Below are 12,070 nucleotides of genomic sequence, written 5' to 3'. Positions count from 1 at the left end.
CCGGCGCCGCTACGAAACGCACGTTGATCCCCGAGCGACACAGCCCAGAATGTGTTGATTCTGTCACTGCGCCCTGAAAACCACGGCTGTGGCGGTTTTACATCAGTTTGCGGCGGCGTGTCACCTGAATATCGAGGTCGTTGATCTTTTTGCGCAAGGTATTGCGGTTGATCCCAAGCAAATCAGCACATTTAGCCTGATTTCCCCCGACCGCATCCAACGCGATTTCGATCAACGGCATCTCGACTTCGCGTAAAATCCGCTGATACAGCCCCGGCGAGGGCAAAACCCCGCCGTGCAAATCGAAATAGCGGCGCAGGTGTTTGGTGACCGAGGCGGACAGCTTTTCGCCATCCCCCCCGCCCTGAAGCGGCTCCATCGCGGGTTGGTTGCCAAGCACGGTTTCGACCTCGGCGCGCGAAATCCCGTCCTCGGCGGCGGTCACAACAAGGCGGCGAATGGTGTTTTCCAACTGGCGCACATTGCCGGGCCAACTGTAATTGCGCACCAGATCGAGCGCCGGCTCGGAGAAGTGACGCGCATTCAACCCGTCGCGCGCGGCCTTGGCGAAAAAGTGGTCGGCCAACAGCGGAATATCCTCCACCCGCTCACGCAGGGACGGCACGGTCACGGTCACGCCGCCCAACCGGTAGAACAGATCCTGACGAAAGGCCCCGTTTTCCATTTTCAGGCTGAGATTGGCCTGAGAGGCGGCCATGACCCGCGGTGCATTGTCGGTAAAACTGTCGAGCATCCGCACCACGCGGGCCTGTGCATCCTCATCCAGATCCCCGACCTCGTCAAACAGGATCGAACCGTTGCGGGCCTTTGAAATCACGGCGGCCGGCCCCTCCATCACCGCCAGATCCGCAGCCGAGACCACCACAAACGGCAGGTTCCGACGGTCGGACAGGTCATGGATTGCACGCGCGATCAGGCTTTTTCCCGTCCCGCTTTCCCCCGTCACCAACACCGGCAGATCGGTGTTCATGACGCGGGCCACAAGACGGTAGAGCGTTTGCATCGCGGGGGTGCGCCCGACAAGCGGCAGGTCGTCTTGCGCAGTGTCCGAGGGCGCTTTGGCATTGGACGGCGCGGGATTGGCGCGGCGCTTGATCTCGAGCGCCTTGGCCGAACGTTTCATCAGGTCCGGCAAATCAAACGGCTTGGGCAGATAATCGAACGCCTCGGCCTCGGCGGCCTGAATGGCGGTCATAATGGTATTCTGGGCGGAGATCACAATCACCGGCAACCCGGGGCGCAGTTCGGCGATTTTGGGCAGCGCCTCAAGCCCGTTGCCATCCGGCATCATCACATCGGAAATCACCAGATCACCTTTGCCCTCCTCGACCCACCGCATCAGGGTAACCAGAGACGAGGTGGCGTGTACCTTGCACCCTGCCCGCGTCAAGGCCTGCGTCAAAACCGTGCGGATCGTGCGGTCGTCATCTGCGACGAGAATTGTGCCGTCCATCGTGTCTTCTCCTTTTTACGCAACACCATGTGTGTATGCCGCGCCTTTCTGTGTCAGTCCGCGGCATCACACCGCGCGGGGGGCCACGGGAAGCGAAAGCCGGAACACCGTCTTGCCCGGGACCGAGTCGACCGAAATCCATCCCTCGTGATCGGAAATAATCTTGGACACCAATGCGAGGCCAAGCCCGGTTCCGTTCTCGCGCCCCGAGACGAAAGGTTCGAAAATATCTGCCGAAATCTCCGCGGGAAGCCCCGGACCGTCATCAATGATCTCCACCTGCAAGGGCAAGGCCGCCCCCGTCCCGTCGGCACGGCGCAACCGCAACGAGATGTCGTAAAAGGTGTGGATGCGGATCGTCCCGCCGCCTTTGCCCGCCGCCTCGGAAGCGTTTTTGAACAGGTTCAAAAAGATCTGTAACATCTGGTCCCCGTCCACATACGTGGCGGGCAGCGAGGGGTCGAAATCCTCGATAAAGGTCATCGCCGCGCCATAGGACACCTGTGCCGATTTGCGGGCGCGGTCGATCAGGTCGTGGATGTTGACCGCGGTTCTGGCCGGCGGGCGCAGGTTGCCGAATTGCTCGACCTGTTCCAACAGCGCCACGATCCGGCGGCTTTCGGCCACGATCAGATCGGTCAGCTCCAAATCCTCGGATACGAGGTTCATCGACAACAGCTGTGCCGCACCCGTGATCCCCGCGAGCGGGTTTTTAATCTCGTGGGCGAGCATTTCCGCCATGCCGATGGCCGAGCGGGCGGATTTCTTGACCTGATGTGACCGCCCCAAACGATCGGCGATCTGGCGCGGTTCCATCATCACCAAAATCGCGTCGCGGTTTCCCTGCATCGGGGCGATTTGAATGTTGCACAACACCGGTGCGGCATTGCCGCCCGACACATCGACATTGTTGATAAACATCGGCGACGTGTCGCGGCGCACCCGTTCGAAGGCCTCCTCAAGCGGCGCATCAATGGCCAGTTTGTCGAGCACAGGCACACCGCGCAGCGATTTGGCGGAGGCATTGAGAAACGCCTCGGCGGCGGGGTTGATCTCGACGATCAAATCCCCTGCGCCAACGATCAGGGATGGCACGGGTAGCGAGTGCCACAGGGTCTCGACATCGGGCAGGCTCATGCGGCATCTCCCTCATATGCGAGCGCCTCGGCCAAGAGCCGCTGCACCTCATCTTCGCCCTTTTGGGTCAAAACGGCACGGCGCAGACCGGCGGGGGTGCCGGCATGATCCATGTACCACCCCAAATGCTTGCGCAGCACCCGCGCACCAAGCTCGGCCCCGTAAAACGACAGCCCCGCCGCGTAATGCGCCCCGACCATATCGGCAAAGGCCGCCCCCGTCGGGATCTGCGGCGCGGGCGCCCCCATCAGATTGGCGGCGACCTGTGCCAAAAGCCACGGACGCCCCTGCGCCCCGCGCCCGATCATCACGCCATCTGCGCCCGATTGCGCCAATGCGGTGCGGGCGGCCCCGGTCGAGGTGATATCGCCATTGGCCACCACGGGGATCGACACGGCATCTTTGACAGCGCGGATCGCGGCCCAATCGGCGGACCCTTTGTAAAACTGGCACCGCGTGCGGCCATGAATGGTGATCATCTGAATGCCCGCATCCTCGGCCCGTCTGGCCAGATCGGCAGCGTTCATCAGGGCGTCATCCCACCCGAGGCGGGTTTTGAGCGTCACAGGCACATCGACCGCGCCCACAACCGCATCAATCAGCGTCAGCGCGTGATCCAGATCGCGCATCAATGCCGAACCGGAATAGCCCGACACCACCTTTTTGGCGGGACAGCCCATGTTGATATCAATGATCTTGGCCCCGTTGTCGGCGGCCATTTTTGCGGCAAGCGCCATTGGTCCGGCCTCGCGCCCCGCCAGTTGCACCGCCGTTTTCTCGACCCCGAAACCCAACTCGGCTTTTTCGCGACTACCGGGACGTGCATTGAGCATATCGTGCGAGGCGACCATTTCAGACACCACAAGCCCCGCCCCGAAGGAGGCCACCACGTTACGAAAGGGCAAATCGGTAATGCCGGCCATGGGGGCCAGAAAAACAGGGGGGGCAAGCGTGATATCTGCCAAACGAACGGGCAAGCGATTAATCCTTGTGCGGTTTTCTCTGTGGTATCGCGCCCCACACGGAGTCGCAAAGGCTTTAGGCCCGAAAAGATGCCAAAAACACCATCTGCCTATTTTTTAATCATTCAGCCCCTGAAAAACGCGCCCATTGCCACCGTCGCGACCAAAGTCTATCTCCTTTCGACATGACAATTGCAGCTCTCATAGTTGCCGCAGGCCGCGGCATCCGCGCCGGAGGCGACACCCCCAAACAGTGGCGCCCCTTGGGGGCGGACCGCGTGATCGATCACGCCGTGGCCGCCTTTCGCGATCTGGCCGATGTGATTGTGGTGGTGCATCACGCCGATGACACGGCCCGCGCACGCACCATTGCCGATGTGCGCCTTGTGGTGGGCGGGGACACGCGGGGCGCATCCGTGATGGCGGGGCTTGCCGCCCTTGCGGATCTGGACATATCCAAAGTGCTCATCCATGACGCCGCCCGTGCGCTGACACCCCGCGCGGTCATCACCGATGTGATTGCCGCCCTGGATCACGCCGCCGCCGCCGCCCCCGCACTGGCCGTTACGGATGCACTTTGGCACGGCGCGGACAATACGGTTACCGGCACACAGCCCCGCGACGGGCTTTACCGCGCCCAAACCCCGCAAGGCTTTGCCTTTGACGCGATCAAAGCCGCCCATGACAGCTATACAGGCGCCCCCCTTGATGATGTCGAGGTCGCCCGCGCGGCGGGACTGGCCGTAACGATCACCCAAGGCCACGAAGACAATTTCAAAATCACCCATGCCGGAGATTTCGCCCGCGCCGAGGCGCTTCTTGCGACCCGCATGAATCAGACAGACCGAAAAGGACACAGCATGATGGATATCCGGTTGGGCAATGGCTATGACGTTCACCGCTTTGGCGTGGGCGACCACGTCTGGCTGTGTGGCGTCAAGGTCGCGCATGATCGCTGCCTTCAGGGGCATTCGGATGCCGATGTCGGCATGCACGCGCTGACCGATGCCATTTACGGCGCACTGGCCGAGGGAGACATCGGACGGCATTTTCCGCCCACGGACATGCAATGGAAAGGCGCCGAAAGCCATATTTTCCTGCGCCACGCGATCGAACTGGCACGGTCAAAGGGCTATGCCTTGATGAATTGCGATGTGACGCTGATCTGTGAGCGCCCCAAAATCGGCCCGCACGCCGATGCAATGCGCAGCGCCTTGGCCGGTATTCTGGCCGTGGATCCGGACCGCGTATCGGTCAAGGCAACCACATCGGAAAAACTGGGCTTTACGGGCCGCGAAGAGGGCATTGCCTCCATCGCCACCGCCGCCCTTGCAAAACTGTAAGCCCGGAACACAGGAACACCGCCCATGAACCAACTCGCCGAAACCATCGCCACCCTCGCCCGCGTCGGCTATATCAAACCCGCACCCGGCACATGGGGCTCCGCCGCCGCCGTGCCACTTGCATGGGTCATTTATGAACGCGCGGGATTTGCGGCTGTGGTCATCGCCACCCTCCTCGTCTTTGCCGCCGGATGGTGGGCGACCAAGGTCATGACAGCGGGCAGCAAGGATCACGATCCGTCCGAGATCGTCATCGACGAGGTCGTGGGCCAATGGATCGCGCTGTTTCCCGTGCTGTACGGCGCGGGCATGATGGGGGTTGAGGCCACCGCCCTCTGGCCCGGATGGCTTGCCGGCTTTGTGCTGTTTCGCCTGTTCGACATCTGGAAACCGCTCTGGGTCGGCACGGCGGACCGGCGCGGTGATGCGCTTGGCGTGATGCTTGATGACGTGATTGCGGGGGTCTTTGCCGCCATTTGCGTCGTGATCCTCGCCGGCCTGTCGCACGGGCTGTTGATGTGATGCCGCCCGGGTCCGAGGCCCCCGACCTGACACGGCTCGCCACCGATGTGCTTGCCGCCGCCCGCGCACGCGGCGTTATTATCGCCACGGCGGAAAGCTGTACCGGCGGGCTGATCATCGGCGCACTCACCGAGATCGCAGGCTCGTCGGATGTGGTCGACCGCGGCTTCATCACCTATTCCAACGCCGCCAAGACCGAGATGCTCGGGGTCCGGCCCGCCACGCTCGACGCCTATGGGGCGGTCAGTGAACAGGTGGCCCGCGAGATGGCCGAGGGCGCGTGCGCACAGTCCTCCGCCCCGCTGTCCGCCGCCCCGCTGCCCGCCGACAGGCTTGCTCTGGCCGTCACAGGCATCGCGGGTCCGGGCGGATCGGATCACAAACCCGAGGGCCGCGTGTGCTTTGGTCTGGCCTATGCCGGACGCGGGACCGTGGTGGAAACGGTCGAGTTCGGCGCATTGGGCCGCACACAGGTGCGCCGCGCCACTGTCGCCCATGCGCTTGGATTGGCGCTCATGGCGCTCACGGATTAGGCCTCGCCACCACAGACGCCGGTGATCCGTCCCCGCGTCCCGCCCCTGCCCCGGGCGTTTCAGTTCCGTCTATTATTTACGCACAGCCCGCCATAAGCGCCCCTAATTTGCACATTTTGCGCAATGCTGCATTTTTCAGCCCTTTGCCGCCCCCCTTGCCGCTTTCCTTACCGCTTCAAAGTCGGTTTACGCGCTGCAACGACTAATTATGTGGCCTTTGGAGGGGAAAACCTATGGTTGGAGCAGATACCGCATGGATCATCGTCGCAACGGCGTTGGTCCTGTTTATGTCATTGCCGGGATTGGCACTGTTTTACGGCGGGCTTGTGCGCGCGCGCAACGTGCTGTCGGTCTTTATGCATGTCTACGCCATCGCGGCGCTGATGTCGGTGCTGTGGCTCGCGGTCGGCTATTCTATCGCGTTCGGGGACGGCAATGCGATCTGGGGCGGTCTGGGCAAAGCGTTTCTCAACGGGATCGACGCCGATACCGTGTCCGGCACCATCCCCGAAGTGCTGTTCTTTGCCTTCCAGATGACGTTTGCCATCATCACACCCGCGCTCATTGTGGGCGCCTATGTGGAGCGGATCAACTTCGGCTTTGTCTTGCTGTTCTCGGCGCTGTGGATGTTGGTGTGCTACGCGCCTGTTACCCACTGGATCTGGGGCGGCGGGTTCCTCGCGGATGGCGGGATCTTTGGCGAGACCGGCACACGCGATTTTGCCGGCGGCATCGTCGTCCACGAAACCGCAGGTCTGGCCGCCCTCATCATCGCGGTGATGCTCGGCAGCCGCAAAGTGAACAACAAGCCCCCCCATAACCCCGGCTACGTGATGATCGGCGCGTCGATGCTCTGGGTCGGGTGGTTCGGCTTTAACGGCGGATCGCAACTGGCCGCGGATGGCGGGGCCGCAATGGCCATCACCGTCACCCACCTGTCGGCGGCGGCCGCCTCGCTTTCCTGGGCGCTGTGGGAAAAGATCAAATACGGCAAGGCCTCCATGGTCGGCATGGTCACAGGCACCATCGCGGGTCTGGCCTCCATCACCCCTGCGGCGGGCTTTGTCGGTCCCGTCGAGGCCCTCGTGATCGGCGGTATCGCGGGGATCATGTGTCAGGAACTGGTCAACTTTGTCCGCAACAAAGCCAAAATCGACGACACGCTCGACGTCTTTGCGGTCCACGGCGTGGGCGGGATTTTCGGCACGCTGATGATCGCGGTCTTTGGCGAAGGGACATGGATTGCACAGGTCGGCGCTCTGGTCATTGTCGGCGTGTTCACCACCGTTGTCACCGTGGCACTGGTGTATATCGTCAAGGCCATCGTGCCGCTGCGGGTCGACGCCGAAACCGAGCACACAGGTCTCGATCTGGCACAGCACGGCGAGACGGCCTACGATCATAATTCGTGAGAGGCACAGACCCGAAACGGGTCGGATATGAAACGACAAACGGCGCTCCGATGGGGCGCCGTTTTCATGTGCGCAAAGGTCGCGCGGGCGGGCGGCCTTATGCCCCTCCTTATGCCCCTGCCCCGTACAAGACCTCCGCGCGTTTCTCGAACGCCCGCACAATCCGGTGCATCGCCTCGTTGAACACCACCCCGATGACCTTTTGCAGGATCGCGTTCTTGAACTCGAAATCGACAAAGAACTCGACCTCACAGCCACCATCCCCCGCCTCGCGAAACACCCACCAGCTTTTCATGTATTTGAACGGCCCGTCGAGGTACTCGGTATCAATGCGCCGCTCGCCGTCGAACAATTTGACCCGCGAGCCGAACTTTTCGCGAAACACCTTGAACGAAATCACCAGATCGGCGAGCAACAGCACGTGATCGCCACAATCCTCACGCGACCGGATCCGCGCGGCGGCATTCCACGGCAAAAACTGCGGGTAGCTCTCGACATCGGCAACAAGGTCGTACATTTGTTGCGCACTATACGGCAGGTGTTTGGTCTCTTGGTGTGTTGGCATGATCTCGGATGTCTGGGTTCGTGTTCGGGGCGTGTGCTCAGGGGTCGCGTTCGGGCTCTGGCAATTTCTGTATCACCTGTTATCTCTTAAACCCGCGACGAAATTGCAAGGGAATACCATGACGCACCGGCCATATCACATCGACGTTTTGATCTCGGCCAAGGCAATCGCCGCACGGATCGAAGATCTCGCCCGCGAAATCCGCCGCGAATATAACGGCACCGACAAACTCGTGGTCGTCGGCCTTTTGCGCGGGTCCTTTGTGTTTATTGCCGATCTCGTGCGCGAGTTGGACATGAATGTCGAGGTCGATTTTCTGGAGGCCTCATCCTACGGAGATGGCACCGAAAGCTCACGAGAAGTCCGCATTCTCAAGGACTTGCGCGGCGCAATTGAGGGCCGCGATGTCTTGGTCGTCGAGGATATCGTCGACACCGGCCACACGTTGCACGCGGTGTTGGACCTCTTGGCCTCGCGCAAGCCGCGCAAACTGGAAACCATCGCCCTGCTCAACAAACCCGCCCGCCGCGAGGTCGATCTCAAAGCGACATGGACCGGTTTTGAAATTCCCGACGCCTTTGTGGTCGGCTACGGCATCGATTTCGCCCAAACCAACCGCAACCTGCCCTATATCGGTGCGGTGGTCTTTGACGACGAGGCCGATACGGCGGCCACATGACCCTGTTCTGGCTGATCCGCGCCAAACGGTGGGTACAAAACCCGCCCTCGGCCAAACGCGTGGGTCTTGTCTTTGGCGTGGTCGCCGCCTGCGTGGCCCTCTACCTGATCGAACGCGCGGGGCTATTGCCCGACTGGATGCACCTCGACGGCACCACAGGACGCCGCGGTTTTCGGTTTTAACGCCGTTTTACCGGCCTTTTCACGCCGCCGCGGGCGCAATCCCGAGCAAGCGCTCCTCCTCGGCCTCCAACGCCGCCGCAATCCGTGCGCGGGCCTGACGCAGACGCGGCGCATCGGCCAGATCGGCGTGTGAGGCCACGAAAACCGGCACGGGCGGCATGTCGACGGGCGCATAGACACGATGCAACGTGGGGCTTTGATCGCCAATAATGCACGGCAACATCGCGCGCCCCAATCCGGCCTCGGCCATCGCCCGCAGGGTTAAAAAGCTATCGGCAGAGGCGCGAAACACCGCCCCGTCACGCTCCAGCCGCTCACGCATTTTTTGCGCGAAATGCAGACGCGCGATTGTCCCCGATAGGCTCAACCAATGATCCTCGCGCACGCCCTCGGCGGCGTAAAACCCGAACGCCATTTGCCCCGCAACCTCGCCATAAAGGTCCTCGGGCAGTTTAAAGGTCGGGCGCACCGTCACATCGGCATGCAGCCGCGACAGGTCCGTATGCGCGTTGGTGCAGAGCAGCTCAAACGACAAATCGGGGGTTTTCATTGACATCCGCGCCACAATCGGCGGCAGGATTTCGTGGCAAAACGCATCGGTGGAGGTCAAACGGATCACCCCCGCAAGCGGCGCCTCGCCCGCCTGAGCCATCCGCTCCACCGCATTGACGGCGGCCTCGACCTCGCGGGCGGCCTCGATCAAGCGCAGTTTCTCGGGCGCGATATCGTAGCCGCGCACGGATTTTTCGAACAATTCAACGCCGAGGCGCTGTTCGATCCCTGCGACCCGCCGCAGCACCGTGGCATGGTTCACCCCAAGCGCGCGTGCCGCCGCAGAAACCGACCCCATCCGCGCCACCGCCAGAACAAAACGAAAATCATCCCAATTTGTCTTGTGCATAATCTCACGACCTCCGTTCCATATGTCGGGAGGATCGTAGCACGCACACGCGGGGTGTGGCTTTGAGGGAGATCAGGATCGCACGCACATAAACCGGAGCGAACGCGGCGTGTTATAGCGGGTCGGTGCGGAACAATTTGACCTTGAGGCCGCCATGGGCAACCGGCGCCCCTGTGGGCCGCCACGGCAGTTTACAGCTTTCGGCCAGTTGCGTGTCGGTGGTGATCATCCCCACGCGCCACCCTTTGAATTCGGCCCGCATTTTGTCACCGAACGCCCCATAGAGGGCAAAGAGGTCTTTCTTTTTGCCAACACGCGCGCCGTAGGGCGGGTTGACGATCACCAGACCCGCCGGACCATCGGGGCGTGAAATGCCGGACACGGGGGTCGGCGCAAAGGTACACATATCCGCGACCCCTGCCCGCGCGGCGTTTTCGCCCGCCGACCCGATCACATTGACGTTGCGGTCCGAGCCGTAGAATTTTTGATCACTTGGGCGGTCCTTCCACGCATCGCGGATCGCCTGAACCGCGCCCGCGTCATAGGTGGCCAGACGTTCGAACGCGAACCCGCGTGCGCGTCCCGCCATCATGTGACGGGCGATTTCAGCCGCCTCGATCAAAAAGGTGCCGGAGCCGCACATCGGGTCCAGAACCGGCTCGTGACCGTCATAGCCGCAGGCCCGCAAGAACAGCGCCGCCATGGTTTCGCGCATCGGCGCCTTGCCCATGGCCTGTTTATGGCCCCGTTTGTGCAGCCCCTCACCCGAGGTATCGACCGAGAGCAACACGTTGTTGTCGTCAAACCGCGCCTTGACCACCAGATCGGCATCGTCCAACCCCTCGGCAATCGTCGCGCCGAATTCCTCGGCGATGGCCCGCTCAATGCGCTCGACCGCGGCACCCGCGTGGTAAATCTTGGATTTCTTGTTGGTGCTCACCTCGACCTTGACCGAATGGCCTGTGGTCAGGATATCGCCCCAGGAAAATTTGCGCGCCCGCTTATCAAGCTGCGCGAGGTGAAAGGCACGGAATTCGCCGATCCGCGCAAGCACTTTCGAGGTGCCGCGAAGGGTCATATTGGCCCGCCACACATCGCCCCATGTGCCGTCAATCGTCACACCGCCCCCCGTGGCACGCGGGTTGGTGAACCCCGCCTCGACGACTTCGGCCAGCAACATCTCTTCAAGCCCGGGCGGGGTGGCGAGAAAAATCTCGAATGTCTGTGACGTCACGCGCTCAGGCCTGACCGAATTTCTGGATCCGTGCGGCACGCAGACGCGCGAAATCGTCGCCCGCATGGTAGCTCGAACGGGTCAGCGGCGTGGCAGACACCATGAGAAATCCCTTGTTATAGGCGGTTTTCTCATAGCTCTTGAACTCTTCCGGCGTCACGAACCGATCCACCGCATGGTGTTTGGGGGTCGGTTGCAGGTACTGACCTATGGTGAGGAAATCGATGTCGGCGGCCCGCATATCCTCCATCACCTGTGTGACGGCCTGTTTGTCCTCGCCCAGACCGACCATGATGCCCGATTTGGTGAACATCGTCGGGTCGATTTCCTTGACCCGCTGCAACAGGCGCAGCGAATGGAAATACCGCGCACCGGGGCGCACCTGCGGGTACAGGCCCGGAACGGTTTCCAGATTGTGGTTGAACACATCGGGTTTCGCCGCCACCACGACCTCCAACACGCTGTCGTCGCAGCGAATGAAATCGGGGGTCAGAATTTCGATGGTGGTCCCGGGCGAGCGGTGACGGATGGCGCGAATGGTTTGCGCAAAATGCTCGGCCCCGCCGTCCTCGATATCGTCGCGGTCCACCGAGGTGACAACCACGTGCTTGAGACCCAGCTTGGCCACCGCATCGGCCACACGACCCGGCTCGAACGCGTCGAGATCCTCGGTCGGCTTGCCTGTCGCGATGTTGCAAAACGAACAGGCCCGCGTGCAAACTTCGCCCATGATCATCATTGTGGCGTGGCCTTGCGACCAACATTCGCCCGTGTTGGGGCATCCCGCCTCTTCGCAAACCGTGACGAGTTTGTTCTCGCGCATGATCTTGTGCGTTTCCTGATACCCCGCCGAAGTCGGCGCCTTGACCCTGATCCAGGACGGTTTCTTGGGTTGGGCATTGTCGGGGCGACGCGCCTTTTCAGGGTGACGTTGCTCGGGAATTTTAAGATCACGTGGCGCCATGCGGTCCTCCTTTGAGCCGCGTTGTCACAGCACCAAAGGGCGATGCGAGGCGGACGGGCTCCAGACATTTCCACCGATATAGGGAATCGATCAGGCCCTGTCCAACCCGTTCCGCACCTGTGCCATGCATGACACGTGACCGCGCCATGCACCACGCGCAAA

Annotated in this window: 13 protein-coding genes; 6 read left to right on the top strand and 7 right to left on the bottom strand. The window is 61.9% G+C overall.

Features of this window, described 5'->3' with window-relative positions:
- Positions 1–97: 97 nt before the first annotated feature.
- From ACN0Q0_RS12605 to dusB, 3 genes are all read right to left on the bottom strand, one after another.
- Positions 98–1,474 carry a response regulator gene (locus ACN0Q0_RS12605; protein ID WP_417243753.1) on the bottom strand — a complete coding sequence of 459 codons (1,377 nt, stop codon included), beginning with the start codon at positions 1,472–1,474 and terminating at the stop codon, positions 98–100.
- 66 nt (positions 1,475–1,540) lie between these two features.
- The gene (locus tag ACN0Q0_RS12600) at positions 1,541–2,611 is read right to left on the bottom strand and encodes a two-component system sensor histidine kinase NtrB (RefSeq protein ID WP_417243752.1); all 1,071 of its coding nucleotides are present in this window, start codon (positions 2,609–2,611) and stop codon (positions 1,541–1,543) included.
- Positions 2,608–3,534: a tRNA dihydrouridine synthase DusB gene (dusB, locus tag ACN0Q0_RS12595; protein ID WP_417243825.1), complete on the bottom strand. Its 927-nt coding sequence runs from the start codon at positions 3,532–3,534 to the stop codon at positions 2,608–2,610. The genes ACN0Q0_RS12600 and dusB overlap by 4 nt, the downstream gene beginning before the upstream one ends.
- Positions 3,535–3,758: 224 nt before the next feature.
- Between dusB and ACN0Q0_RS12590 the strand changes: the two genes are divergently transcribed.
- The 4 genes from ACN0Q0_RS12590 to ACN0Q0_RS12575 all read left to right on the top strand — a co-directional run bounded on the left by ACN0Q0_RS12590 (position 3,759) and on the right by ACN0Q0_RS12575 (position 7,383).
- Complete coding sequence (locus tag ACN0Q0_RS12590; RefSeq protein ID WP_417243751.1) at positions 3,759–4,916, top strand: bifunctional 2-C-methyl-D-erythritol 4-phosphate cytidylyltransferase/2-C-methyl-D-erythritol 2,4-cyclodiphosphate synthase; 1,158 nt, start codon at positions 3,759–3,761, stop codon at positions 4,914–4,916.
- Between the two features lie 24 nt (positions 4,917–4,940).
- Positions 4,941–5,438, top strand: a complete 498-nt coding sequence (locus ACN0Q0_RS12585) for a phosphatidylglycerophosphatase A (protein ID WP_417243750.1) — start codon at positions 4,941–4,943, stop codon at positions 5,436–5,438.
- Complete coding sequence (locus tag ACN0Q0_RS12580) at positions 5,438–5,971, top strand: CinA family protein (RefSeq protein WP_417243824.1); 534 nt, start codon at positions 5,438–5,440, stop codon at positions 5,969–5,971. The genes ACN0Q0_RS12585 and ACN0Q0_RS12580 overlap by 1 nt, the downstream gene beginning before the upstream one ends.
- A gap of 233 nt (positions 5,972–6,204) precedes the next feature.
- Complete coding sequence (locus ACN0Q0_RS12575) at positions 6,205–7,383, top strand: ammonium transporter (RefSeq protein WP_417243749.1); 1,179 nt, start codon at positions 6,205–6,207, stop codon at positions 7,381–7,383.
- Between the two features lie 109 nt (positions 7,384–7,492).
- On the opposite strand, the gene ACN0Q0_RS12570 is transcribed toward ACN0Q0_RS12575, so the two are convergent.
- Positions 7,493–7,948 (bottom strand): type II toxin-antitoxin system RatA family toxin, encoded by a 456-nt coding sequence (locus ACN0Q0_RS12570; protein ID WP_417243748.1) that lies wholly within the window; start codon positions 7,946–7,948, stop codon positions 7,493–7,495.
- Positions 7,949–8,066: 118 nt separating this feature from the next.
- Here ACN0Q0_RS12570 and hpt point away from each other — a divergent pair, with 118 nt between their 5' ends.
- Together hpt and ACN0Q0_RS12560 are read left to right on the top strand one after the other, a co-directional pair.
- Positions 8,067–8,627, top strand: a complete 561-nt coding sequence (hpt, locus tag ACN0Q0_RS12565) for a hypoxanthine phosphoribosyltransferase (protein ID WP_417243747.1) — start codon at positions 8,067–8,069, stop codon at positions 8,625–8,627.
- Positions 8,624–8,809, top strand: a complete 186-nt coding sequence (locus ACN0Q0_RS12560) for a hypothetical protein (protein WP_417243746.1) — start codon at positions 8,624–8,626, stop codon at positions 8,807–8,809. The genes hpt and ACN0Q0_RS12560 overlap by 4 nt, the downstream gene beginning before the upstream one ends.
- A 19-nt stretch (positions 8,810–8,828) precedes the next feature.
- On the opposite strand, the gene ACN0Q0_RS12555 is transcribed toward ACN0Q0_RS12560, so the two are convergent.
- The 3 genes from ACN0Q0_RS12555 to lipA form a co-directional block, all read right to left on the bottom strand.
- A complete protein-coding gene (locus ACN0Q0_RS12555) occupies positions 8,829–9,710 on the bottom strand; it encodes a LysR family transcriptional regulator (protein ID WP_417243745.1) in 882 nt (293 codons plus the stop codon).
- 112 nt (positions 9,711–9,822) lie between these two features.
- Positions 9,823–10,944 (bottom strand): THUMP domain-containing class I SAM-dependent RNA methyltransferase, encoded by a 1,122-nt coding sequence (locus ACN0Q0_RS12550; protein WP_417243744.1) that lies wholly within the window; start codon positions 10,942–10,944, stop codon positions 9,823–9,825.
- A gap of 4 nt (positions 10,945–10,948) precedes the next feature.
- Entirely contained in the window at positions 10,949–11,908 is a 960-nt protein-coding gene (gene lipA, locus ACN0Q0_RS12545; RefSeq protein ID WP_417243743.1) for a lipoyl synthase, read from the bottom strand.
- Positions 11,909–12,070 lie beyond the last annotated feature (162 nt).

Origin of the sequence: Celeribacter sp., from assembly GCF_048259695.1 — a bacterium.
Taxonomy (GTDB): Bacteria; Pseudomonadota; Alphaproteobacteria; order Rhodobacterales; family Rhodobacteraceae; genus Celeribacter.
Note: the sequence above shows the minus strand (reverse complement) of the source record. Positions and strands in the feature narration are given on the sequence as shown.